This is a genomic window from Marinobacter litoralis (assembly GCF_016427555.1).
Taxonomy (GTDB): Bacteria; Pseudomonadota; Gammaproteobacteria; order Pseudomonadales; family Oleiphilaceae; genus Marinobacter; species Marinobacter litoralis_A.
The window spans coordinates 52,472-77,248 of the sequence record NZ_JAELVS010000002.1; the positions used below are offsets into that span (position 1 = coordinate 52,472).

23 protein-coding genes are annotated in these 24,777 nt (G+C 55.9%); 15 read left to right on the forward strand and 8 right to left on the reverse strand.

The window, feature by feature from the left end; all coding sequences use genetic code 11:
* Nucleotides 1-3: 3 nt before the first annotated feature.
* The 5 genes from motD to JAO79_RS07860 all read left to right on the forward strand — a co-directional run bounded on the left by motD (nucleotide 4) and on the right by JAO79_RS07860 (nucleotide 3,568).
* Complete coding sequence (gene motD, locus JAO79_RS07840) at nucleotides 4-786, forward strand: flagellar motor protein MotD (RefSeq protein WP_199006715.1); 783 nt, start codon at nucleotides 4-6, stop codon at nucleotides 784-786.
* Nucleotides 787-969: 183 nt separating this feature from the next.
* Nucleotides 970-1,767, forward strand: a complete 798-nt coding sequence (locus JAO79_RS07845) for a ParA family protein (protein WP_199006716.1) — start codon at nucleotides 970-972, stop codon at nucleotides 1,765-1,767.
* Complete coding sequence (locus tag JAO79_RS07850; protein WP_199006717.1) at nucleotides 1,760-2,494, forward strand: chemotaxis protein CheW; 735 nt, start codon at nucleotides 1,760-1,762, stop codon at nucleotides 2,492-2,494. The genes JAO79_RS07845 and JAO79_RS07850 overlap by 8 nt, the downstream gene beginning before the upstream one ends.
* A gap of 127 nt (nucleotides 2,495-2,621) precedes the next feature.
* The gene (locus JAO79_RS07855; RefSeq protein WP_199006718.1) at nucleotides 2,622-3,110 is read left to right on the forward strand and encodes a chemotaxis protein CheW; all 489 of its coding nucleotides are present in this window, start codon (nucleotides 2,622-2,624) and stop codon (nucleotides 3,108-3,110) included.
* Between the two features lie 65 nt (nucleotides 3,111-3,175).
* The gene (locus JAO79_RS07860) at nucleotides 3,176-3,568 is read left to right on the forward strand and encodes a DUF2802 domain-containing protein (protein WP_199006719.1); all 393 of its coding nucleotides are present in this window, start codon (nucleotides 3,176-3,178) and stop codon (nucleotides 3,566-3,568) included.
* On the opposite strand, the gene JAO79_RS07865 is transcribed toward JAO79_RS07860, so the two are convergent.
* On the reverse strand, nucleotides 3,565-3,903 hold the full coding sequence (locus JAO79_RS07865) for an EscU/YscU/HrcU family type III secretion system export apparatus switch protein (RefSeq protein WP_199006720.1): 339 nt from the start codon (nucleotides 3,901-3,903) through the stop codon (nucleotides 3,565-3,567). The genes JAO79_RS07860 and JAO79_RS07865 overlap by 4 nt on opposite strands.
* Nucleotides 3,900-5,258: a flagellar hook-length control protein FliK gene (locus JAO79_RS07870; protein ID WP_227664467.1), complete on the reverse strand. Its 1,359-nt coding sequence runs from the start codon at nucleotides 5,256-5,258 to the stop codon at nucleotides 3,900-3,902. The genes JAO79_RS07865 and JAO79_RS07870 overlap by 4 nt, the downstream gene beginning before the upstream one ends.
* Before the next feature lie 153 nt (nucleotides 5,259-5,411).
* Here JAO79_RS07870 and ccmA point away from each other — a divergent pair, with 153 nt between their 5' ends.
* From ccmA to ccmI, 9 genes are read left to right on the forward strand one after another with little or no spacing between them, the layout of a single operon-like run.
* A complete protein-coding gene (ccmA, locus tag JAO79_RS07875) occupies nucleotides 5,412-6,035 on the forward strand; it encodes a cytochrome c biogenesis heme-transporting ATPase CcmA (RefSeq protein WP_199006721.1) in 624 nt (207 codons plus the stop codon).
* Nucleotides 6,035-6,760, forward strand: coding sequence for a heme exporter protein CcmB (gene ccmB, locus JAO79_RS07880; protein ID WP_199007137.1), 726 nt, complete (start codon nucleotides 6,035-6,037; stop codon nucleotides 6,758-6,760). Before ccmA ends, ccmB begins: the two co-directional genes overlap by 1 nt.
* 53 nt (nucleotides 6,761-6,813) lie before the next feature.
* The gene (ccmC, locus tag JAO79_RS07885; RefSeq protein WP_199006722.1) at nucleotides 6,814-7,557 is read left to right on the forward strand and encodes a heme ABC transporter permease CcmC; all 744 of its coding nucleotides are present in this window, start codon (nucleotides 6,814-6,816) and stop codon (nucleotides 7,555-7,557) included.
* A 3-nt stretch (nucleotides 7,558-7,560) separates the two neighbouring features.
* Entirely contained in the window at nucleotides 7,561-7,794 is a 234-nt protein-coding gene (gene ccmD / locus JAO79_RS07890) for a heme exporter protein CcmD (RefSeq protein ID WP_199006723.1), read from the forward strand.
* A gap of 13 nt (nucleotides 7,795-7,807) precedes the next feature.
* A complete protein-coding gene (gene ccmE / locus JAO79_RS07895) occupies nucleotides 7,808-8,287 on the forward strand; it encodes a cytochrome c maturation protein CcmE (protein ID WP_199006724.1) in 480 nt (159 codons plus the stop codon).
* 33 nt (nucleotides 8,288-8,320) lie between these two features.
* Nucleotides 8,321-10,321 carry a heme lyase CcmF/NrfE family subunit gene (locus JAO79_RS07900; RefSeq protein WP_199006725.1) on the forward strand — a complete coding sequence of 667 codons (2,001 nt, stop codon included), beginning with the start codon at nucleotides 8,321-8,323 and terminating at the stop codon, nucleotides 10,319-10,321.
* The gene (locus JAO79_RS07905) at nucleotides 10,318-10,854 is read left to right on the forward strand and encodes a DsbE family thiol:disulfide interchange protein (protein WP_199006726.1); all 537 of its coding nucleotides are present in this window, start codon (nucleotides 10,318-10,320) and stop codon (nucleotides 10,852-10,854) included. Before JAO79_RS07900 ends, JAO79_RS07905 begins: the two co-directional genes overlap by 4 nt.
* Nucleotides 10,854-11,336 carry a cytochrome c-type biogenesis protein CcmH gene (locus JAO79_RS07910; protein WP_199006727.1) on the forward strand — a complete coding sequence of 161 codons (483 nt, stop codon included), beginning with the start codon at nucleotides 10,854-10,856 and terminating at the stop codon, nucleotides 11,334-11,336. Before JAO79_RS07905 ends, JAO79_RS07910 begins: the two co-directional genes overlap by 1 nt.
* A gap of 39 nt (nucleotides 11,337-11,375) precedes the next feature.
* The gene (gene ccmI, locus JAO79_RS07915; protein ID WP_199006728.1) at nucleotides 11,376-12,650 is read left to right on the forward strand and encodes a c-type cytochrome biogenesis protein CcmI; all 1,275 of its coding nucleotides are present in this window, start codon (nucleotides 11,376-11,378) and stop codon (nucleotides 12,648-12,650) included.
* Nucleotides 12,651-12,675: 25 nt separating this feature from the next.
* Here the strand turns inward: ccmI and JAO79_RS07920 are convergent, their stop codons facing one another.
* Genes JAO79_RS07920 through JAO79_RS07945 form a run of 6 tightly spaced genes read right to left on the reverse strand, consistent with a single transcriptional unit; the run spans nucleotide 12,676 to nucleotide 19,640 of the window.
* Nucleotides 12,676-14,409 carry a BatD family protein gene (locus JAO79_RS07920; protein ID WP_199006729.1) on the reverse strand — a complete coding sequence of 578 codons (1,734 nt, stop codon included), beginning with the start codon at nucleotides 14,407-14,409 and terminating at the stop codon, nucleotides 12,676-12,678.
* Nucleotides 14,403-16,229: a VWA domain-containing protein gene (locus tag JAO79_RS07925; RefSeq protein WP_199006730.1), complete on the reverse strand. Its 1,827-nt coding sequence runs from the start codon at nucleotides 16,227-16,229 to the stop codon at nucleotides 14,403-14,405. Before JAO79_RS07925 ends, JAO79_RS07920 begins: the two co-directional genes overlap by 7 nt.
* Nucleotides 16,222-17,241 carry a vWA domain-containing protein gene (locus JAO79_RS07930; protein ID WP_199006731.1) on the reverse strand — a complete coding sequence of 340 codons (1,020 nt, stop codon included), beginning with the start codon at nucleotides 17,239-17,241 and terminating at the stop codon, nucleotides 16,222-16,224. The genes JAO79_RS07925 and JAO79_RS07930 overlap by 8 nt, the downstream gene beginning before the upstream one ends.
* On the reverse strand, nucleotides 17,238-17,705 hold the full coding sequence (locus tag JAO79_RS07935) for a DUF4381 domain-containing protein (RefSeq protein ID WP_199006732.1): 468 nt from the start codon (nucleotides 17,703-17,705) through the stop codon (nucleotides 17,238-17,240). The genes JAO79_RS07930 and JAO79_RS07935 overlap by 4 nt, the downstream gene beginning before the upstream one ends.
* Entirely contained in the window at nucleotides 17,705-18,637 is a 933-nt protein-coding gene (locus JAO79_RS07940; RefSeq protein ID WP_199006733.1) for a DUF58 domain-containing protein, read from the reverse strand. The genes JAO79_RS07935 and JAO79_RS07940 overlap by 1 nt, the downstream gene beginning before the upstream one ends.
* Before the next feature lie 40 nt (nucleotides 18,638-18,677).
* Nucleotides 18,678-19,640 (reverse strand): AAA family ATPase, encoded by a 963-nt coding sequence (locus JAO79_RS07945; RefSeq protein ID WP_199006734.1) that lies wholly within the window; start codon nucleotides 19,638-19,640, stop codon nucleotides 18,678-18,680.
* Nucleotides 19,641-19,806: 166 nt separating this feature from the next.
* Here JAO79_RS07945 and JAO79_RS07950 point away from each other — a divergent pair, with 166 nt between their 5' ends.
* Entirely contained in the window at nucleotides 19,807-24,672 is a 4,866-nt protein-coding gene (locus JAO79_RS07950; RefSeq protein ID WP_199006735.1) for an NAD-glutamate dehydrogenase, read from the forward strand.
* Nucleotides 24,673-24,777 lie beyond the last annotated feature (105 nt).

Below are 24,777 nucleotides of genomic sequence, written 5' to 3' on the forward strand. Positions count from 1 at the left end.
CCTATGCGTCGCCGAAGATACCAGCACGAAGAGACAAATAATAAAGAACGTTGGTTGATCTCCTACGCCGACTTCATCACCTTGTTGTTTGCCTTTTTCGTGGTGATGTACTCGGTGTCTTCGGTTAATGAAGGCAAATACAAAGTTTTGTCTGAAACCTTTACGGGCGTATTCAATGCGCCCCAGCGGTCGATAAAACCGATTGAAGTAGGGGAGCACGTGGCCGCCGTGCCCGAGCAGCAGCAGGAAAACGTTATTCCACCGGTTGTCACCGATGCGCCCGGCAGCCCTGATGTCAGTGAACAGGGCAAGATTGAATCCCTGCGAGCGATGGCCGATCAGCTAGCCATGGAGTTTGACGATCTGATTAATCAGGGTGTGGTCAGTCTTGAAACCAGTGATCACTGGATAGAGCTGAGCCTGCCTAACAGTATGCTATTCAATAGTGGCGACGCGGAACCGCATTATGACTCGTTCGCGGTTATCGAAAAGGTCGCAAAAGTGCTGCGCGACCGGGATAACGCCGTAAAAGTTGAGGGTTTTACCGATAATCGGCCTATACGAACGGGGCGTTATCCATCGAACTGGGAGCTCTCAACAGCGCGGGCCTCGGCGGTTTCACGAATGCTGGTAATGCAGGGCATTGAACCTGAACGGTTGGCAGCGATTGGCTATGGTGAACATCAGCCCGTTGCGCGAAACGACACGGAAGAAGGGCGACGCCGGAACCGTCGGGTTATCTTGTTAATTTCAAAAGATTCGAGCATTCGCGGTATTGTCCGCTAGAGCAGCAAATTGTTCATGCGTATAGCCGATCTGGCACACTTTCTGTATTAACTCATTCTTATAACCTGAAACGGCAAACGTTTGCCGCTTGTAGAGTTTTCATTCTTCAAGTTGCCTGCGCTGCCGCCGATATAAATACTGAGCCGTTATTGAACGTTCGGGCTTGCAGCTGGAGTAACACGTGTGCGTATCTGGGCAGTAGCCAATCAGAAAGGTGGTGTGGGTAAAACCACCTCTGTTGTTTCACTGAGTGGGTTGTTAGCTCAGCGGGGCAAGCGTGTGCTTGTGGTTGATCTGGACCCTCACGGATCGCTGACTGCCTGGTTTGGTTATGATCCGGACACCATTGCCCATAGCGTCTTCGACCTGTTTCAACACCAAGGCAGCGTACCGGAAGGTTTGCCCGCTCAGTTAATTGCCGATACCAGTCACCCCGGTGTGTTCCTGTTGCCGGCGAGCACCGCGTTGGCGACCCTTGAGCGAAAAATGGTGGGCGTTGGCGGCATGGGGCTGATCATGTCCAGGGCTTTGGCACAGTTGTGGGACGATTTCGATTACGTACTGCTGGACAACACGCCCTCGTTGGGGGTGTTAATGGTGAACGCCTTGGCTGCGGCGCAGCACTTGGTGATACCGGTACAAACGGAATTTTTGGCCATCAAAGGGCTTGAACGTATGCTGCACACCTTGCAGATGGTCATGCGTTCGCAGAAGAACGAATTGCCGTACACCATTGTGCCGACGATGTATGACCGACGAACCCAGGCTTCGGTGAAAAGTCTTAATTTGTTGCGCAAAACCTATCCTGAAAACCTGTGGCGGTTTGCGGTGCCGGTGGACACCAAATTCCGGGATTCCAGTGAAAAGGGCGTGTTTCCTTCTGTTCTCGACGCCAGCACGCACGGTGTCAGAGCGTATAGTCATTTACTTGACGACCTGCTGGCCCAAACGGCCGCGGTGAAAGGTCAGCACCATGGCTGACAAAAAAATGACACAGTTGACGGCTTCAGACGCAGCGATTGCCAGCTATCTTGATGAGCTGTTGCACACGGCGACTGAAACCGCAGAGCAAGAAGAGTTGTTGGCGCCGCTTCCACGCAAGGTGGAGCCGGAGCTGGCACCAGCTGACCCCGCTGTTGTCGAGCCCCCGCAGCCGGTAACGGTGGATGCTCAGAAAGCTGCACCCACGCCTGAACCCGAAGTTAAAAAGACTGCGCCGGTATCTGGTGAGCCGCCAACCAGACCTGATTGGTCGGAGAAACCGTTCGAGTGTCTTATTTTTACAGTGGCCGGGCTTCAGTTAGCGGTGCCCCTGGTTCTGCTGGGTGCTATACATAAAATTGAAGAAGAAATTCGTTCGCTGCCGGGCAGCCCTGACTGGTATATGGGTATTCGCCCGGGTAACGACTATAACCTGCGGGTGGTGGACAGTGCCCAGTGGATCATGGCGGGCCGGGTGCCGGAGAATGCCCGGGATAACTATCGTTTTATTATTCGTCTGGATGACAGCCCCTGGGGCTTGGCCTGCGACAGCGTCGGCCAGTCCTTCACGCTGGATCCCGACCAGGTTCGGTGGCGTACCGCCAGGAGCCAGCGGCCCTGGTTGGCAGGTACCGTGATCGATCATATGTGTGCGTTAATTGATGTAAGGGCCATGTCTGAACTGCTGGTGCGCGCGGAGCAGGAACAGCGGTTAGATTTGAGCTAATTTCCGGTTACCGAATGAAACCGTGCAATGCTGGCACGGATTATGCCCATAACTATAGTATTGGGCGCTGATGATGATTTTTTGACGATCAGGTTGCCCGCAGGGTGGCCTTACAGGAGAACGAGCTATGGCAGCCCCTAGCGGACAGCACAATCAGGCCCAGGAAGATCAGGTACTCCAGTACGTGACCTTTCGCCTGGATGATGAAACCTACGGCATCAACGTGATGCAGATCCAGGAAGTGCTTCGGTACACAGAAATTGCGCCGGTACCGGGCGCCCCGGATTATGTGCTGGGCATCATCAACCTTCGGGGCAACGTTGTGACGGTGATTGATACCCGTCGCCGGTTCGGGTTAATGGATGCCGATGTCACTGAAGCCACGCGTATTGTGGTGATGGAGTCCGAAAATCAGGTGATGGGTGTACTGGTGGATTCCGTGGCTGAGGTGATTTACCTCAAGGCCAGCGAGATTGAAACTGCGCCCAACGTGGGGAACGAGGAAAGTGCCAAGTTCATCCAGGGTGTGTGTAACAAGAACGGCGAGCTGATCATTCTCGTCGAGTTTGAAAAGATGCTGACAGACCACGAGTGGGCTGAAATCGCAGCACTGTAAACGGCGAAGCCAACAGTGCTTTTGATGGACGTCTACCGGGGTCATCAATAACGGAGACGTCCACTATGAGCTTTAACATTCCTTCCTGGCTACCCTGGTGTTTGACCGCTGTAGCGATTGTTCTGGTTCTTGTGCAGGGCATTCTTCACGGCCGCAAGATTCAAGCACTTCAGGCATCCCTCAAGAGCCGGTGCGACACGCTCGGTCGTGAGTTGCACGCAACCACCAGTGGCAGTATGGGGGTAGGTCAGCGTTTAGTTGCCTGTGAACGTCAGTTGTTCGAGTTGCGTAATGCCATGGACGAAATGCGCCAGAATGACCCGCTGAGAATTTCATACGATGAAGCCGCTCGGTTGGTTGATCTGGGGGCAGGTATTGACGATTTGATGAACACCTGTGGGATCTCCCGTCCGGAAGCCGAGCTTGTGTCAGCGCTCAAGAAGCGTCAGGCGGCTTAATCGTCGGGTTTATCAGCCGGCTGGCCGGTGCCGGGGCGAGCATCGTTGGGTGTTTTGCCCCGAATATGAAACGCAAATGCCAGTATTTCAGCAATCACCCGGTAGAGTTCTTCGGGAATCTCTTCGTTCAGTGACAGCCGCGCCAGAATTCCAGCCAGTTCCGCATTTTCGTACAAAGGAACGTCATGTTCCCGGGCAATCCGGATAATCTCTTCTGCCAGTTCCCAAGTGCCGGTCGCTGAAATAATCGGTGCACGCTCGCCATCGTACTTGAGGGCGACGGCAGCGGGCGCGGTGGTATCGTCTTGTTTATTGGATTCGCGTTCTTTGGTCATGCTTTGGTGTCCACCAGCCGATGCTCCAGACGGGTTTCGGTTTGTCGTGGGCTGCCCCGGCGGCACTCGAGATCGGTTACCTCAAGCCCAAGGTCAATCAGGCTATGGCGCAACAACGGCAGCTCTTCGTTGACCTGGCGCAGGGTCGATTGTTTTTCGGCCCAAATCTGAGCGCGGACACTGGGGTGGCGGTAGGCTACATCAAAATGGAGCGGCCCCGCGTGATCCAGATCGATGGCCAGATTCAAGCGCCACTCGCTGATCGATGCCCGGTCTGGTTGGTTCTTGCCGCCACTCTCCTGGTTGTATTGCTCCATTCTTAGCTGTGCCATTCGGGGTTCTTGTTGGGGCGTCAGCCACGGGATTTCTAAAAGCAGAGTGCTGGCGGGGGCGCCGGGTTCTGCACCTGACCGCGCGGTCAGGGTTTGGCTGTGTAATTGGTTCACAGTGATACGATTGAGCATGCCGGCCAGCATGCGCAGTGTCTGGGCTACGCTGGCGGGTTCGCTTCGGCCCTGAGAGGGGAATGCGGAAACCATTTTCGGAAACTGAAGAGGCGCGTGCATTAAGTCCGGGCTTGCCAGGGGTGTCAGGCGGCTAAAGGCGTCCGGCGTTTGGCCTTGGTGGGCGAGTAGCGCAGTTACGATCCTGGCCAAGGCAAGCTTGAAATCGCTGGGAGCTGATGACTGGCTTCCCGCTTGCAGCAATCGGGATTCCGCAAAGGCACCGCTCTCTGCCAACCACTGCTTCACTTGACTTAATCCGTCCTTGGTTTTCCCGGCGCCCGGAGTCAGGCCATTTGCTTTTGCCATGTTGGCAAGCATTCCTTCCAGGGCTTGTCTGGCTGCCGCGGGAAGGGGCTGAACGTTGATACTCGATGGCAACTGGCCCGGTTGCGGGGCAATTTTTAGCCCGGCATTCATGCTGTTTAATAACTGGGCCAATCCACTTTGCAGATTTTGCTGCCAGGGCAGGCGTTGAGCCAGTGCCTTTGCGATGCCGGCTTCTTCACTGGCTGCCAATTTCCCCATGAGCTTCAGCTCGTTCCCGGCGCGCATGATTTTGATCAAGTCGCCCGCTTTCAGGTCCGGCGGCTGGTCACCCGTAGCCACTGCGAGGGAACGGCCTTTTACCTCTAGAATCAGCTCACTGCCACCCTCTTTGCGCTGGAGGACTTCTGCCACTTTGGCGAGCGTGGACTCGCGGTTACCCAGTTTCAATTGTGCCAACTGTTGTTGGGCCGGCTGGGCACGGTCTATGCCAGCTGAAGACAAGCCGGTGCTGCTTTGCTTACCTCCAATAAGCTTGTTTTCCTGGGGTACGGGCGTTTGCCCGGCATTCAGTTTCATTGGCATTGTTTTGATATCGGGCAAGAGTAATCTGTGATGGCTTTCGTTATAATGCGCGACGTTGGTATTAAATGCCCGGTTTCCATATTGGTACCTGATTGGCCTTCATTCATGCACCCGATGCCGTATAGGCGTCCTTCGCTTTTAAACGGAACCCAGATGCCCGAGCCGTTACTACAGGCCGTTGGTCTTGAGTGTGAGCGCGACGAGCGCCTTCTGTTCCAAAACCTGTCTTTTTCCATACTGCCCGGTACGGTTACCCGTGTCGAGGGTCCTAATGGCTCCGGTAAAACCACCTTGCTTAGAATATTAGCGGGTTTGAACGACGCCTGGGCGGGTGATCTGAGTTGGTGCGGCACATCTATAAGTCAGAACCGGGAATCTTATCTACGTAATATGATGTATCTGGGCCATCGCCCGGGTATCAAACACTTGCTGACACCGCTGGAGAATTTGCGGGCTTTGATGGCTGGGCGTAGACCGCTTGACGACGATGCGCTGCTTCAGGCTTTGGCCGGGACAGGCCTTGCAGGCTTTGAACATGTGCCTTGTCGAAATTTGTCGGCCGGGCAGCAGCGCCGGGTGGCGTTGGCGCGTCTACTGATTGCCGACGAGCCACTCTGGATACTCGACGAAGTATTTACCGCTATTGATGCCGACGGGGTTGAAGCGATTGAAACTCTGCTGTTGCAGCGTGCCCGGGAGGGGGGAGCGGTTATCGTCACGACCCACCACGACCTCGATTTGCCCGGTATGGGCCGGATTACCTTGGGAGCCGCATGATGAACGTCAATGCGCCAATCGCACTGAAAAAGGTAGACAGCTCAGTGGGCGTGTTTCAGGCCATGGTGTCGGTGTTTTTGCGAGATGTCCGCGTGGCATTTCGGCAACGACAAGATCTGTTAAATCCGCTTCTGTTTTTTACCATGGTGGTCACTCTATTCCCCCTTGGTGTTAGCCCGGAAGTGGCGTTCCTGAAACAGTCCGGAGCCGGTATCCTGTGGGTGGCGGCTTTGTTGTCGGTGCTTTTATCGCTGGATCATTTGTTTCGACACGATTTTGACGACGGCACTTTGGAACAGTTGATGTTGCAGCCGCAGCCACTGTTTCTGCTGGTCCTGGCCAAAACCATGGCCCACTGGCTGCTGACCGGCCTGCCTTTGGTGCTGTTAACACCGGTTTTAGGGCTAATGTTGCACCTCGACGGGAACTCCGTGGCCACTTTGTGTCTAACGCTGCTGATTGGCACTCCGGTATTGAGTTTGATCGGTTCCATTGGCGCCGCGTTAACCTTGGGCCTGCGATCGGCTGGAGTGCTCTTGTCACTGCTGATTATTCCGCTGTACATTCCCGTGCTCATATTCGGTACAGGAACAGTAGCTGCGGCTGCAGAGGGGGCTCAGGTGTCCGGTTATCTGGCGTTGATGGGCGCTTTCCTGGTGTTGGCGCTAACGTTGGCGCCTTTTGCTTCGGCTGCAGCCTTACGAATCAGCCTGTCCAATAGCTGATTGTTTTCAGCTGGACAGAAACGACTTGTGAACAGTAAGACGGTGACTAACTGATGTGGCAATTTTTTCACAAACTGGGCTCTCCCAAGTGGTTCTTCGGTATTGCGAACCGCTTTATGCCTTGGTTGCTGGCGGGTGGCCTGATCCTTTTGGCTGCAGGGTTAGTCTGGGGATTGGCGTTTGCTCCGAAAGATTATCTGCAGGGCAACAGCTACCGGATCATCTTTATTCACGTGCCGTCGGCATTTTTAGCGCAATCCATCTATATCATGATGGCCTCGGCGGCGGTGGTAACCCTGGTCTGGCGCATGAAACTGGCTGATGTGTTCGTAAAATCGGTTGCGCCGGTTGGTTTGATGTTTACCTTTTTGGCGCTCTTCACAGGCGCGGTTTGGGGTAAGCCAACGTGGGGTACCTGGTGGGTTTGGGATGCCCGGCTCACATCCATGCTGATCTTGTTGTTTCTGTACGGCGGTGCCATCGCGCTGGACCGCTCCATTAACGATGAAAAGTCGGCGGCGCGTGCCGTGGCCGTCTTGGTGCTGGTCGGAGTGGTGAATATCCCGATCATCAAGTATTCGGTGGATTGGTGGAACACATTGCACCAGCCCGCCACCTTTAAACTGACCGAAAAGCCGTCTATGGCGATGGAGATGTGGGTACCGCTTTTGCTATCTGTGCTGGGGCTCTATCTGCTGTTCGGTTGGTTGGCATGCCTGAGAATGAAAACCGAAATTCTGGTTCGGGAGCGCCGAACCCGATGGGTGAAAGAGCTCGTTCTGGCGGGAAGGAAGTAAACAATGGCATTTGAATCATTTTCAGCATTTCTCGCCATGGAAGGCCACGGTCCCTACGTTTGGACCTGTTATGCCGTGTTCGTTGTTCTGTTGGCGGGCATGGTTTTTTGGTCGGCGAAACGCCATCAAGCGACGTATCGCATGTGTAAACGCAGCCATGATCAGCAGGCCCGGAAAGGGCAGGCCAAGCCAAAAGCGGCAGCCACGTTTACCCGTGTCGAAATCTCTCAGGATTGATTTTAGGTATCCCATGCACCCGATTCGTAAGAAAAGACTGACCATAGTGATTTTCCTCGTTGCTGGTTTGGCTGTTGCGGTTGGTTTGACCACCTATGCACTGCGCCAGAACATAAACCTGTTCTACGACCCGACTGAAATCGCCGCCGGTAATGCCCCGGTTGATGTGCGGATTCGGGCCGGCGGTATGGTTGAAGAGGGGAGTGTGGTGCGCGACACCGAAAGCCTTGCTGTGCGTTTTCGGGTGACAAATTTTACCGATTCTGTCCCGGTTGAGTATGTCGGCATCCTGCCGGACCTCTTCGCTGAAGGCCAGGGTGTGGTTGCCATGGGGCGATTGAATAACGACGGACTTTTCGTGGCGGATCAGGTGCTGGCCAAACACGATGAAAACTATATGCCGCCTGAAGTGGCCGACGCGCTGGAAAAATCCTCGAAAGGACAGCACAAATCGCCATACGCAGATAAAGCTGCCGAATCCCAGGCTTATTGAGCACCCATTTATTGTTGATGTTGGAGAGTCCTGATGTATCCGGAACTCGGGCAAGTTTCACTGATTCTCGCGCTACTGCTGGCGTTGCTTCTTTCTGGCGTGCCATTGGCGGGAGCGCTGACCGGGCGTGACAGCCTGCAGGCCTTTGCCCGACCTTTGGCGTCGGGCATGTTTGTGTTTACCGGGCTGGCCTTTGCCATCCTGACTCACGCCTTTATGGTGGACGATTTTTCCGTCGCTTATGTCGCCAACAACAGCAACAGCATGTTGCCCTGGTTCTATAAGTTCAGCGCGGTATGGGGCGGCCATGAAGGTTCCCTGTTGCTGTGGATTCTGATGCTGACTGGCTGGACCCTGGCGGTGGCGGTATTCAGCCGCAGGTTGCCCTCAACCATGGTGTCCCAGGTTCTGTCTGTGATGGGCATGGTGTGCGTAGGCTTCTTCCTGTTCATTATTCTGACCTCGAACCCCTTTGATCGCTTGCTGCCCAATATTCCGGCGGACGGCCAGGACCTTAACCCGTTGTTGCAAGACATCGGGTTGATCGTGCACCCCCCCATGCTTTACATGGGCTATGTCGGGTTTTCCGTTGCCTTTGCGTTTGCATTGGCGGCCCTGATTAACGGTCGGTTGGATGCGGCATGGGCCCGGTGGTCCCGCCCCTGGACCACCGTAGCCTGGTCATTCCTAACCATCGGCATTGCTTTGGGCAGCTGGTGGGCATACTACGAGCTTGGCTGGGGTGGCTGGTGGTTCTGGGACCCGGTTGAAAATGCATCCTTGCTGCCCTGGTTGTCGGGCACCGCGCTAATGCACTCGCTGGCGGTGACAGAGAAGCGTGGCGTATTCAAAAGCTGGACCGTGCTTTTGGCCATCGTAACCTTTGCGCTAAGCCTGCTCGGTACCTTTTTGGTCCGCTCCGGAGTGCTGACGTCTGTTCATGCCTTTGCGTCTGACCCCGAACGGGGCACCTTCCTGCTCGCCCTGTTGGGCATTACTGTCGTTGGTAGTCTATCGCTCTATGCTTTCCGCGCGCCCGTAGTGCACGTTCGCTCCCGCTACGGTTCAATGTCACGGGAAATCTTCCTGTTGCTGAACAACGTCTTGTTGGTCACAGCAACGCTGTTGGTTGCAATTGGTACGCTTTACCCGCTGATTCTGGATTATCTGGATATGGGCAAGCTGTCGATTGGCGAACCGTTCTTCAACACCACCTTTAGCCCGTTGGCCGTTGCGGCAGGACTGCTGTTGGGCGCGGGCGTTTTCTCTCGCTGGAAGAAAACGGATGGCGGCTGGTTGGGCCGAAAGCTGCTTTGGCCGTTGGCTTTGAGCTTGACCGCAAGCGCGGCGGTCATTTTGGTTTACGGCGCATTCAAACCCTGGGCCTTCGTGGGCGTATTCACGGCAATCTGGGTGGCGGTGGCAACGCTGTGGGATCTGTGGGACAAATCTGCTTCCCGTCAGGGGCGGTTGTACGGTCTCAAGCGCCAGTCCCGCAGTTATTGGGGCATGGTGCTGGGCCACCTGGGTGTCGCCATGGTGATGGCGGGAGCAACCGTGGTTTCAAACTATGGCATTGAGCGTGATGTGCGAATGGTGCCCGGTGACTCGGCCATGGTAGGCGACTACGAGATTGTATTTACCTATATCGGCAATCGTCGCGGGGCTAACTTTACCGCTCAATACGGCAGTTTCGATGTGCTGCTGAATGGTGAAAAGATTTCTGTGCTGCACCCGGAGAAACGAAATTATCCGGTCGGCATGAGTGTGATGACCGAAGCGGATATTGATGGTGGACTGTTCCGGGACATCTTCGTAGCCATCGGTGAGCGGATCTCCGACGAGGCCTGGGCCATACGCTTGCAATACAAGCCGCTGATCCGTTGGCTGTGGTTGGGGGCTCTGGTTATGGCCATCGGTGGATTCCTGGCGATCTCGGATAAGCGCTACCGCATCCGGGCGAAAAATCAGGTGAAGGTCGCTGACAGTAGCCCCAAAGTAGGTAGCACTCAGGCTACGGGAGCAACGTCATGAAGCGTCTTCTGCTGTTTTTACCATTGGTGATCGCGGTCAGTCTCGGTATTTTCCTGGCCGCAGGCATCGGCAAAGACCCCACCAAACTGGAGTCTGCACGGATTGGAAAGCCAGTACCGGCGTTCAGTCTGGAGAGCCTCAATAACTCAACCCAGCTGCTGAATGAGACGGTTCTGAAGGGTGAAGTAGCCTTGTTGAACGTATGGGCGGAATGGTGTCCGTCCTGCTGGGACGAGCATGAATACCTGATGCGGTTATCGAAGGAAAAGGGCGTTCGCATTGTGGGGCTCAACTACAAGGATCAGCGCGAAACAGCGTTCAGCTTTCTCGATCGATTGGGAAATCCCTACGATGAAATAATCTTCGACCCCAAGGGGTCGTTGGGTTTTGACCTTGGTGTATACGGTGCGCCTGAAACCTTTGTTATCGATGCTGATGGCATTGTGCGGTACCGCCACGTAGGCGTGGTGAACCAGCGCGTCTGGGAGGAGGTTTTGCAACCGGTTATTCAGAAAGCAAAGGGTAATAGCTGATGCGTTACATTCAGGGTGCCTTGCTGCTGCTGATCCTGTGTGCTTTTGGCGCACAGGCTGAAGTGAGAGAGGTGTACGACTTCGAGACCCGGGCTGAGGAGCAGCGCTATCAGAACCTGATTGCCGAGTTGCGTTGCCCGAAATGCCAAAACCAGAACATTGCCGACTCCAACGCGCCCATTTCGAAAGACATGCGGGATCAGGTTTACCGGTTAATGAAAAACGGCGCCACCAACGATGAAATTGTTGGCGATTTGGTAGGGCGTTTCGGAGAGTTTGTTCAGTACAAACCACCCGTAGACCGACGCACCATCCTGCTGTGGGCGTTTCCGGCCATTGCAGTAATCGGCGGCGTGCTGATTGTAATCGGCGTTGCGGTTAGGTCCGGTAGGCGCGATCAGGATGAGTCGGCCCTTAGCCCCGAGGAACAGGCCCGCGTCAGAAAAATGCTGGCCGAAAAAGATCAGTCGCCCCGGGACTGATCTACGCAACACATTTCTAACTGTGACGTTGACTTCATCATGACTCAAGAAACCTTTTGGATTGCCGCCGCGGTACTGGTTTTGTTCGCGATGGCGTTTGTGATGTACCCGGTGCTTTTCCATCGGCCGAAATCACGAATTGAAACCGATTTGAGAAACCAGAACCTGCTGGCCTATAAATCGCGGCTCAGAGAGCTCGAAGTGGAGCGTGAGGCTGGCATTCTGGACCAGCAAAGTTATGAACAACTGAAAGACGAGCTGGCCGGTTCAATGCTGGACGATGTCCCTGAAAATGCCCAGCCGGAAAAACGTATCCCGGGGCGCCGAAGTGCTGTCGCCGTTGCTTTGTCAGCCCTCCTGTTACTGCCAACGGGAGCATTCTTCGCGTATCAGGAGTGGGGCTCGATGGGCCAGGTTGAGCAGTACCTGACGATGCAGGAAATGAACGCGTCTGGCGCAGATCAGGTGGCTCGCATGTCGGAACTCGCCGACCAGTTGCGGGAACGGCTGGAACAAGACCCTGAGAATATTGATGGCTGGGCCATGCTCGCTCAAACCTACATGCGGGTTGAGCGCTATGACGAAGCCGCGGCAGCGTACCGTCGTCTGGCCGAGCAGGTTACGGGCGATCCGGCTTCAAGTGCCGTCGCTTACGGTTTGTCGGCTCAGGCTCTGTTTTTCAAAACCGAAGGGCAGATGACGCCGGCTGTTCGAGGCGCAATAAATCGTGCCTTGGCGTTGGATGCAACCGAAGTGAATTCGTTGGGCTTGTTGGGCATCCACGCCTTCAGCCAGCAAAATTACCGTCAGGCGATAGAGTATTGGGAAACCATTACAGAAGCTGCGCCTAACCATCCGCAAATCGCATCGATTCGGGGTGGTATCGCGGAAGCTTATGGCCGCTTGGGGGAAACACCACCAACACCGGTTGTAGGTGAAACCACCGTGGCATCCGCCGGTGTTGATCTTCGCGTATCCATCGACGATGCTTTCAAAGAACAGGTGCCTGCCGACACCACGCTGTTTATCTTTGCTCGACCGGCTGGTGCAACGGGCGGCGCGCCCGTTGCAGTGACACGGTTGACCGCGGGCGCTTTGCCGGCAGACGTTCGATTGGACGACAGCTACGCGATGTCACCAGACGCGACTATCTCGGCTGTGGATGAAGTCGTGGTGGTCGCACGCCTGACCCGCAGCGGGTCCATCAGCGCGCAACCCGGCGACTGGCAGGGGTCAGTGACAGCGAATGTTGTTCCGCCAAATACCGAAGGCCAGCCGGTGGAGCTGATCATCAACCAACAGCTGACCAACTGATTTGTGCTCCTGAATGCCCGGCCGGCTAGCTAGACAGTTCGGCCGGGTAAAGCGGAGCCAGCCCGTTTTGGCCTTCCTTTCGATTTCCCCCTTGCCGTAACTGCTTGACTGCATTCGTCAGTTTATCTCTCACGGTCTTGTCTGAAACCGCAGAAGCGCTTGAAGCAGACGAATACAGACTGGCCTGAAAATCTCTTAGTGCTTCTTGAAGGTCATAGCAGTTGTTGTGACGAACAACGTCGCTGGCGTCATTGAAGTGCTTCTCGGGGAATCGTTCCCGAGCCCAACGAACCAAAAGCACTGAAGTCTCCGGGGCGCCGTTCTGAATCGCCGTTGTGAGCTGCAAAAATCGCTGTTTCTCACTGCTATCGCCTGCGACCGGTCGGTGTGCATCGGTGACTGTTTTATTCCGCCGGGAACGCCACCAAAGCGTCAGGGTGATCAGCCAAAGGCAGGCCAGCAAAAGAGTGGACCAAAGCCACGGGGAGATGCTTTCGCCTTTGGTATCTATGCTGATTTCCATGGGTTCGCCCGCCGTTGGCTTGGCTTGTGACGGTTCGTTGACGGTCGAGTCGATTGTTGCCGTGCCACCTTCAATTCGGTAGCGGCGGGCTGGCAGGACAGCTTCTTCCAGTTGATCGGTTTGCGTGTTCCACCAAGGCACCCGAATTTCAGGAATGACAATGTCTCCGGAGTTTACCGGCACCAGTGCGGCTTCCAGGCGTAAGCTTGATTCAACGCCCTCTGCCGTGGCTTCGGTATTTCGTCGCGGCTGTTCAGGATAGTGCCTCAACGCTCCGGGGTAACTCACTGACAGAGGTGGTAGTGCCTCGGAAGGGAGGCCGGAGGCCTGCAACACGATGTTTCTGGTCAAATTGCTGCCTGCCGTTAATACTCCGTTGGTGGGCAAACCGTCTTCGGCCAGAGCCAGATTGTCAGCCGGTAGCCACGCCTGATTGGCGGGGTAATCGGCGGGCACGGGCTTTACCTGCACCGGATAGAGCTGCTGGCTGTCCCGCAAAAATCGGAGTGCTCCGTTGGCTTCTCTGACCTGACCTTCAAACCGGATAGCAGGTAATTTCAACTCACCGGGGGTCTGCGGGAAAATGGCGTAACGACGTTCCACCACGCGGTACCGTTTACCGTCGCGACGGGTGGTGAATTCCCGTTGTTTGCCGAGGCTTTCAATGATTGCATCCGGGTGTTGGGGGTCTGAAAGTTCTCCCCTTATCAGGTTGCCTGAGAAATACAGCTGTACCGTTAGAACCAACTGCTCTTGAACATAAACCTCGGCTTTGTCGGCAGAGAGTTCGACAAAGCTGTCACGGTTGGCCGCTGGAGCGTCCGGAGGTGTGCCCGACACGACCTCGATGGCGACGGGGTTGGAGGTCGAGTCCTGAAACTTGAGTGCGGGGATTGTCAGGGTTCCGGTACGCTTGGGAGCCAATTGATAAGTCCAGGTGATCTCACCCACCATGTCGCCATTAACGGTTTGTACGCTGTAGCGTTGATTGCGTGCGAGGATTTCGAAATCCGGTTCCACTTGCTCGATGTTCGGTGACGGCAACTGCGACAAATCAAAATTGAACAGATTGCTCAGGTTGAGTTCGATGTTCATCGAGCCTTTAACCGTCAAGGTCAGAACTTCACCCTCATAGAGCTGGTCCCGGTCTGGCTCGGCCGTAAGCTCATTCGCCGACAGCGCGCCGGAGAACAAGAACAGAAGCCATAAGAGGGAAGACAAAAGGTTCTTTACCATGGTGTATCGCCCTCGTCGCGTTGGGTCTGGCGTTGCTGATACTGTTGCAGGAACTTACGCTGCAGCAATCCCCCGGGGTTATCGGGTATCCGTCGTAACATCTGTTCTTGCCCCTGGCTCAGGGGTTGTTCGGTCACCGGCGCGGGTGCCTCGGCCTCAGATTCTTGCTCGGAGTTTTGCTCTGAGGGGCTCGCATTGGCATTTTGTTGCGCTTCCGCCTGTTCCGGTTCCTGTTGTTGCTGGTCTCGGGATTGCTGACCGTTCTGGTCCTGGTTATCCGGCGACTGTGAGTCTTGTTGCTTGTTCTGTTCACCGTTTTGCTGTTGGCTTTCGTCCCCGGACTGTTGCTTATCACCGTGTTGAGAATCACTGTTTTGGCTGTCGGAATCGCTCTGGTCAGAACTCTGGTTTTGATTCTGATCTTCGTCGCCATTCTGCTTCTGGCTCTGTTGCTGTTCCAGAAGCTTCTTCACCAGATCACGATTGAAGCGCGCGTCGGCATGCTCAGGTTGTTTTTCCAGTACTCTGTCGTAGGCTTCCAGGGCTTCTTCAAGTTTGCCGGCACGGGCCAGGGCGTTGCCGCGATTGTAGTGGCTGCTGGTGTCGTCAGAATGTGAGAACGCATCGATCGCATCTTCATATTTGCCCGCCCGATACAGGGCCGAGCCTCGCCAGCCGGGCCGCTCCAACCGTTCGGCGGCCTGTTCGGGGTTCTGCTCGATCAGCTCAGGACCACGCTGATCTTCCCGTTGCCAAAGCCCGCCCCAGTCCAGAGCCATCGCAGGCCTTGGGGCCAACGTGACAGGCAGGATGGCAAGGGCAAGCACGGCAAACGCCCCACGGCGCCAGCCCAACAGCAGCAAAGGCAGTGTCAGCCAAAGCAGCCAATATCCGTCGTCCTGCCAGCGGTTGATGGTGAGCCCATCTTCGGTTGCCTGCCAGTCATCAGTAGCCTCTGGTTCCACGCGTAAAGCGCGAATATCCGTGTCGTCCAGCGTCATTCCGTGGCTATTTCCGCCAGATTGGCGGGCCAGATCCGCGAGGGCATCGGGATTGGCCCGGGTAATGACAATGTCGTTGCCGTCTCGAATAAACCCATGCCGCGGCAGGGGAATCGGACCGCCTTCTTCGGTACCCACGGTCAGGGTGCTGAGAGTGTACGACGTGGCACTGAGTTGTTCGTGAATGCCATCGCGATATCTTCCGGAAACATCATCGGCAATCAGTAGGATGCGCCCGCGCCCGGGAGCTCCGTTGTTTAGCAGGTTAATGGCTTCTTTCACCGCGAGGTCGGTACGGTTGCCTTGCGCCGGCATGATCGTTGGCTCGAGCACGCTGAGCATGGCTTCAATGGTGCGATGGTCTTCGGTCAGGGGGGTGACCACATGGGCGTCACCGGCATACACCAATAATGCTGTGAGGCCGCCCTGCCGTTGCTCAAGAATATCCCGTATCTTGCGTTTGGCGAGGGTTAGCCGGTCCGGGTTTACATCTGTGGCCAGCATAGACAGCGACAAGTCCAGTGCAATGACCAGACTGTCCTGTGGTTGTTTGAGTGGCGTGGGTGCTTGTCTCCAGCTCGGACCAGCCAGCGCGGTGGCCAGAATAATCACCGCAAGGCAGAGGGGCCAGAATGGCGACACGGTGGCCCGGTCAGACGCGCGGCCGCGGCGGCGTATTAAGGGTTTGAGAAGGGCCGGAGATATATAGCGGCCCCAGCCCGCATCGCCGTGTTTCAGGCGATGTTGAACGAGGTACAGCAATGGAACGGCGAAGATTAACGTAAGCCACAGGGGGCGTATAAAATGGAAGTCAGCCATGGTTCGCCTCCCTTTCCGGCGTAAAGCGGGTGCGGGAATGGGCGAGGCGCACGGCCATCAAGGTGAGCCAGATCGCGATGCCGATGCCAGCCGGCCATACGTAGAGTTCGGTCACTGGCCGGAAAAACTGGCCTTCCTGTTCAGTAGGCTCCAATTGATTGATGCTGTCATAAATCATCTCGAGCTCCGGCAAACTTCGGGCACGGAAGTACCTGCCCCCGGTCTGCTCGGCCATGCGGGTAAGCAATTCTTCATCCAGATCCCGCGAAGGATTCACCCGGCGGGTGCCCAGCAATCCGCGCTGAATCACCGAGTCGGCTCCGATACCGATGGTGTAGAGCCGGACACCGGCTGCGGCTGCAATGTCGGTGGCTTTGTCCGGATTGATTTCGCCGGCGGTGTTGGCGCCGTCAGTCAGCATGATGGCGACACGCTGCTCCTGGGGCCTGTCGCGCAGCCGTTTCACCGCAAGTCCCACGGCATCTCCGATGGCCGTCGCACGGCCAGCCATGCCCAGACCGGATTCAAGCAAGAGCGTCCGTACGGTTTCACGATCGAAGGTAAGGGGAGCCTGAACGTAGGGTTCTGTGCCGAAAAGAATCAAGCCGAGCCGGTCTCCTTCCCGCTGATCAATGAAGTCGTTTAGCACCCGCTTGACCGCTTGAAGGCGATTGATGCTGCGACCGCGCAACACCATGTCTTGTTCTTCCATGCTGGGTGAAATATCGACTACCAGCATCAGATCGCGCCCGGTGATGGGCATTTGCACCTGTTCGCCCACATGTTGAGGTCGGGCGAGAGCGACCGCCAGGCAAAGCCAGGCCGCCAGCATGAGCAGTTTTCGCCACCAAGGGTTGGTTCGTCCCTGTGTGCTGACTCCGGGCATGTCGGCAAGCCAATGTCCGACAGGGATGACCGGTGCATCTACTGGCTCGCTCTTTTGCTTTCGCGAGATCAGCAGCAGCGGCAGCAAAACCAGCAACAGGGCCCATGGGTATGCCAGGCTGATCATAGCTGCGCCTCCAGCCAAAACGATGCGAATCCCGCCGCGTTTCGGGGCTCGATTGCGGGCTTGGGTTGCCAGGCTGCCGCGACTATCGCTTCAGCGGTCGGGCGCGATGCAATTCGGTCTTTGGGAAGGGTTTCCAGCAGGAAGTCTACCCATTGATCACCGGTCATGGATTCCGGGTGACGGTTTGGGTGAGTCTGGCGCGCAACGCGTTTGAGTAGCCGATTTAAATCACCGTACCAACCTGGTTCGTTGCACCGGTGCTGAATCAGCGTTGCGAGCTCGGCTTTGGCCTGGCGTTTCCACGCGGTGCGCGCTCGGTGACGTTGCCAGGCCCACACCAATGCGACCAATGCGGTCAGACACAACGCGGCAAGCAACCACCAGCCCGGTGCTGGCGGCCACCAGCCACCGGTTTCAGGCAGATGGATGTCTCTCAGCTGAGCAAGTGGATCTTCGGGATTCATCAGATCCGTCCTCCCGGCCCCAACTGGAATCTCAGAGCTTCAGCCGGGTCTTCCTGCGTCATGATGGTGGAGGCCTGCACGCCAGATGTTCGGAAACAGTCGGCCAACTGCTGTTCGTGACTGGAAATTTTGGCCTGCCAGGCTTTTTGAAAGTTCGGGTTGGCGGCATCAAACCAGACCGGTCCTTCCGGCCCGGCAACCGCGAACTGCCCGCTGCGTGGCAGTTCTTTTTCAAGCGGGTCCATTATTCGCAGGGCGCTCACGCTGTTATGCCTCGCCAGTGCGCCTAGCAAAGTGGTGGTTTCGTTGGAAACATTCATGAAGTCACTGACGATGAAAATACGACTGCCGGTGTGAGCGACTCGACGGGCTTCGGACAACGCCTTGTTCAGGTCCGGGCCTTCAGGAATCGCCGGGTTTGGAGCGATTCCGGGTTGGTGTTGCTGCCGGGCCATTGTGTCCAATAACCGTAGCAGTGATTTTTTCCGCCGGGCAGGCCGCAGTACTTCAAGTTCCTGATGATTGAAAACCAGCCCCCCCACTTGGTCGCCCGCCATCAGTGCAAGCCATGCCAACAGTGCGGTGATCTGCGCGCATCGGGCTTGTTTGTATGCGCCGGTGCTGGCGAAGAACAGGGTGGGCCCCAAATCCGCAATAAGCAGGACCGGGCGCTCGCGCTCTTCTTCGAACAGTTTGGTATGGGGCGATTGGCGCCGCGCCGTCACGCGCCAGTCAATGCTGCGAATATCGTCCCCGGGCTGGTATTGACGAACTTCTGCAAAGGTCATGCCCCGGCCGCGCTGGCGCGATTGCCTCATACCGGCCTGGCGACTGTGTATCTGTCGGGCCGAGGGCAGTTTCAACGCCCTGGCATCGGCCTGCAAGCGAACCAGATCCTGTAAGGTGGCGTGGGTGACAGCGGTGTTGCCCATGGGTATTTCTCTTGTCGCCAAAGCGGGTTTTACAAACACGTCAGGCGGTTACCGGAACCCGATCGATCAGCCTTTGCAGCACGGCATCGGCTGTCATGCCTTCAGCTTCGGCCTCGAACGTCAGAAGAATCCGGTGACGAAGCACGTCAAAGGCCATGATGCGAATGTCGTCGGGGGTCACGTAGTCGCGACCGTCCAGCCAGGCCAGTGCCCGGGCGCAGCGGTCCAGCGCGATGGTACCCCGAGGGCTGGCACCAAAGGCGGTCCAGCGAGCCAGTTCCGGGTCGAGAGCGGCTGCGTCACGAGTCGCCAGAATCAACGCCAGCAAATACTGCTCAACCGGTTCGGCCATGTAAATGTTCGATATTTCCCGCCGGGCTTCCATGACTTGATCTTCCGTTAGACGAATGTCTACGTTCGGAATTCCCTGACGGTAGTCACTGCGGGCCAGGTGCAGAATCTCCCTTTCAGCTTCGGCACTTGGATAATCAATCACCACATGCATAAGAAAGCGGTCGAGCTGGGCTTCGGGCAAGGGGTAGGTGCCTTCTTGTTCTATCGGGTTCTGGGTGGCCATAACCATGAACAGTTTCGGCAGTGCAAAGGTCTGCATGCCGACACTGATCTGGCGTTCACCCATGGCTTCCAGCAGCGCCGATTGCACCTTTGCCGGCGCGCGGTTGATTTCGTCGGCCAGTACCAGGTTGTGGAATATGGGCCCACGCTGAAATTCGAACAGGCCGGTTTCAGCCCGATAGATTTCGCTGCCGGTCACGTCTGACGGTAGCAGGTCGGGTGTGAACTGAATTCTGTGGAAGTCGCCTTCGATGTGGTCGGCAAGGGCTTTTACAGCAGTGGTTTTGGCCAGCCCGGGGGCACCTTCGACCAGTAGGTGGCCATCGGCCAGGAGCGCAATCAAAAGGCGGTCTACCAGCTTGTCTTGGCCGATGATGCGTTTTGCCAGTTGTGCTCTGAGGGCACCGAAAGTTTGCTGTAACGACATGACGTTTACTGCTCTTGGTTTTGAAGGTCCGCTGGCACCGTAGAAATAGTGCCTAAGTAGTTGCCGAAGTTTTGAGGGCGGGCCAGCAAAAATCAAGGGTTTGACTATGCTTATGTGACGATAAGTGGATTACGTTTCTTTCACACAAAATCATTTGAGGTCGGATATGAACGCGCTGACAATCGCCAGCAAAGAGCAGTTTTTTGATCAGTTGTCAGACGCCTTTGCACAAAAGATTGCGAAGAGCGAAGCGAAGAAAATTGCCCAGTTCGCCCGGTTGCATTATGCCCACATCCCGTTAGAAGAATTGGTCAGCCGACGATTCTCCGATACCTACGGTGCCGTTTTGGCTGCCTGGCAATTTTTGCAGAAGCGGACAGCCGACGAAACGCCGGTGTCGGTATTTAACCCGGACCTCGAGAGTGACGGGTGGCAGTCCACACACACCGTTATTTTTATCTTGCATCCGAATATCCCGTTCCTGATTGACTCCCTGCGTATGGCGGTCAACCAACGGGAAATCGGCACCCATTCTATCCAGCATTCGGTGCTGCAGATCGAGCGTGAGAAATCCGGAAAGCTCAAAAAAATTCACGGTGCCAAAGAGTCCGCATCAGCAGATTATGAAGCGTTTATTGTGCTGGAAATTGACCGGCACACATCGCCGAAAGACCTCAGCAGTCTGGAGCAAAGCCTGCAAAGCGTGTTGCACGAAGTGCGCATTGCCGTAGAAGACTTCCCGATTGTGCAGGACAAGGTTGCCGGCATTATCAAAGAATTGGATGGCACTACGGCGGGCATCAGTGCCGAAGACAAGAAAGAAGCCAAAGCGTTTATGAGCTGGCTGGCGGATGACCACTTCACCTTTCTGGGTTACGACGAATACGATTTCGTCAAAGACAAGAAAGGGATGGTGGTGCAGCGCGTTGCCAACTCGGAGTTGGGGATCTTCCGCGTAAACAACGAACGCCCGGAGAAGGTACGGCTGAACGAGTTGCCGCAGCGAACCCGCCACGCGATGACCCGCGCTGACGACATCTTTATATTTGCCAAGTCAGCCCAGCGCTCCCGTGTGCACCGCCCGGCTTACCCCGACTACATTGCCGTCAAGAAATTTAACAGCAAAGGTGAAGTGGTGGGGGAGCGCCGCTTCCTGGGCTTGTACACCTCCAGGGTCTACAACGAGCGCCCGGACGAGATTCCGCTGTTACGCCGCAAATTCGATGCGGTTATGGACGGCTCCGGCTTCATGCCCAGCGATTATGCCGGTAAAGAACTGGTGCAGATTCTGACGCTGTATCCGCGGGATGAATTGTTCCAGATCGAAACCGACGAACTGCTGAAAGTGGCGAAAAGCATCCTGTACATACAGGAACGCCGGCGGATTGAGCTGTTTATGCGTGAAGACGTGTATGGGCAGTTCGTGACCTGCCTGGCGTTCTTCCCGCGAGACATCTACAACACCGAGCTGCGCATGAAAGTGGAGCAGGTGTTGATGGACCGGCTGGATGCCCACGACATCGAATTCGTGACCCACTTTTCCGAGTCTCCGCTGGCAAGGGTGCAGTTCACCATCCGGGTGCCTCAGGTTGAGAACCGTGATTTGCCGATAGCTGACATTCGCGATCAGGTGATTGATCTTGCCCAGTCCTGGCGTGACGGGCTCGACGTGGCGCTTACCGAGGCGTACGGAGAGGAGTCCGGTAACGAGCTTTACAGATTGTGGGCGAGCGGGTTTCCGGCCAGCTACGTGGCCATGTTCTCGCCCCGACGCGCCGCAGTGGATCTGGAGCACATCGTCGCGGCTGTTCGCGAGAAAGACCTGGCGATGAGTTTTTACCGGGCGCTAGAAGAATCGGAAAGCAATCTGCATTTCAAACTTTTTTACCCGGATGAGCCGCTGCCGTTATCCGATGTGATGCCCATTTTCGACAATTTGGGTTTCCGTGTTATCGGCGAGCACCCGTTTGAGGTAACGGAACGTTCCGGTCAGACGGTTTGGATTCACGATTTTACCTTGCAGGCCTATACCGGAGAGTCGCTGGATATTCATCGTATCCGACCCATTTTCGAGGAGCTGTTCCGCCGGGTCTGGCATGGTGAGGCCGAAAACGATGCGTTCAACCGCATGATGCTGACCTCCTATATGGGGTGGCGTGAAATTGCCCTGTTGCGCACATATGCTCGTTACATGCGCCAGATTCGTTTCTCGAACAGCCAGACGTTTATCTCCAACACCCTGGTGAATCATGTCGGTCTGACGAATACTCTTTTGGAGTTTTTTGAGGTTCGGTTCAACCCGGATCGCTATCAGAGTGCCGCGAAGTGCGAGGCTGCTCAGCAGAAGCTGGAAATCGAATTTCATGCCGGCCTGGACAACGTGGACAACCTCAGTGAAGACCGGGTTCTGAGACTTTATCTGGAGTTGATGCAGGCAACCTTGCGCACCAACTATTTCCAGCCGGACGCAGAAGGCAACCCCAAGCCTTACATCAGTCTGAAATTCGACCCGACTCGTATTCCGGACGTTCCCCTGCCACTGCCTATGTTCGAGATCTTCGTGTATTCGCCAAGGGTGGAAGGCGTGCACTTGCGCGGCGGTAAGGTTGCCCGGGGTGGCTTGCGGTGGTCTGACCGCTACGAGGACTACCGCACAGAAGTGCTTGGGCTGGTGAAAGCGCAGCAGGTGAAGAACGCGGTGATTGTTCCGGTTGGCGCCAAAGGCGGCTTTGTCGCCAAACAGTTGCCTTCGCCCTCTGATCGTGAAGCATTTCAGGCAGAAGGCGTTGAGGCTTATAAAACCTTTATCCGCGGCTTGTTGGACATCACAGACAATCTGGTGGATGCCGGAATCCAGCCTCCCGAACAGGTTGTGCGGCACGATGAAGACGACCATTATCTGGTTGTAGCCGCAGACAAGGGCACTGCGACCTTTTCGGACATCGCTAACGGCCTGGCGGCTGAATACGGCTTCTGGATGGGCGATGCCTTCGCCTCGGGCGGCAGTAACGGTTACGACCACAAGAAAATGGGCATTACGGCTCGCGGTGCCTGGGTGTCGGTGGAGCGTCACTTCCGGGAAATGGGCATTAATCCCGCAGTCGATGAGTTCACCGCTATCGGCATCGGCGACATGGGCGGTGACGTATTTGGTAACGGCCTGCTGTGCTCCGAGAAAACCCGGTTGGTGGCTGCATTCAACCATATGCACATCTTCATAGATCCTAACCCGGATGCCGAAAAAACGTACAAAGAGCGTAAGCGACTGTTTGAAATGCCACGTTCGGCGTGGACCGATTTCGACACGAAGTTGATTTCCAAGGGCGGCGGGGTCTTTAGCCGTTCCGCGAAATCCATCTCCCTGACGCCTGAAATCAAGAAACTGCTTGGCATCAAGGCAGACAGTGTTCCGCCGAACATGCTGATTGGCCATATTTTGAAAGCCGAAGTAGATCTGCTTTGGGTGGGTGGCATTGGCACCTACGTGAAAGGCGCGTCAGAGAGTCACGCGGATGTTGGTGATAAAGCCAACGATGGCGTGCGGATCAATGGCGCAGAGCTGCGGTGCAAAGTGGTCGGTGAGGGCGGTAACCTCGGGTTTACCCAGCTTGGCCGGATTGACTATGCCCTGAAAGGCGGCCGTTTGAATACAGACTTCATCGATAACTCGGGTGGTGTGGATTGCTCAGACCACGAGGTCAATATGAAGATCTTGCTCAACCGGGCCGTAGCTATGGGCGATCTGACCCAAAAGCAGCGCAATATCATGCTGGAAGACATGACCGATGATGTGTCTGCGCTGGTCTTGAAAAATAACTATCGACAGACACAGGCGATCAGCATCGCCAACGAAGATACTTTCATTCGACTGGAAGAGTATCGCCGGCTGATGAACTCGTTCGAAAACGAGGACAAACTCAACCGGAGTCTGGAATTCTTGCCGGACGACGAGGCATTGTCGGAGCGCAAACTCATCTCCAAAGGCCTGACCCGGCCTGAATTGTCGGTGCTGATTTCCTACGTGAAGGGAGATCTGAAACAGACCCTGATAGACAGCAGCTTGCCGGACAACCCGTTGCTGGAAGGGGAAATGTACAAGGTCTTCCCGAAAGGGCTCACCAGTAAGTTCAAGGCAGAGCTGGCCGATCACCAATTGCGTCGGGAAATCATTGCCACACAGATCGCCAACGACATGGTAAACCACATGGGGATTACCTTTGTTGAGCGGCTACAGCAATCGACCGGCGCAGATGCGGCGACCATTGCGCTGGCGTGGATCATTGCCCGGGATGTGTTCCGCATTGATAACTGGTGGGACAGGATTGAAGCCTTGGACTACCACGTTTCCGCCAAGCTCCAGTTGGAGTTGATGCAGGATCTGATGCGCTTGATGCGCCGGTCTGTGCGTTGGCTGCTGCGCAACCGTCGGGCAGAGCTGAATATTCAGAGCCATATGGAGCGGTTTGCGAATAGCGTGTGGGCAATCACGTCAAATCTGCCGGAATACCTCGGTGAACAGGCCAAGGCGGACTGGGAGAAACGCAATTCAGAGTTGGTTTCAGAGGGTATTCCGAAAGACCTGGCGTCAGTGCTGTCCGGAACAGGCTATTTGTATTCGTCGTTGGGGATTATCGAAGCCAAAGAGACGACAAAAATGCCACTCAAGACCGTTGCGAACCTGTATTACGATCTGGGTGACCGGCTTGATTTGAACTGGTTTGCCGACGCAATTGCGGCACTGACCCCGAACTCGCACTGGCAAGCTCTGGCGCGGGAAAGCTTCCGTGAGGACCTTGACTGGCAGCAGCGGGCATTGACCACCGGTGTGCTGCAACTCGCCGGCAAAGCGGAGAAGGTTCCGGCCTGCGTGCAGGCATGGGAAGAGAAAAACCAGCATATGATTGAGCGCTGGAACACCATGCTGGCGGAGCTGAAAGGCGTAAGAGAGCCTGAATACGCCATGTTCTCGGTCGCTTTGCGTGAGTTGCTGGATCTGGCGCAGAGCACCCTGCACCAGCAGCCTGGCGAGTAAGAGCTGGCGCTATAGAAGCGGTTAAAGCCCTGATGATGCTGTGAAGGCAGACTCAGGGCTTTTTTCCGGTTAGCATACGTGCCTTTCAGCATCACCTTCAGGCCG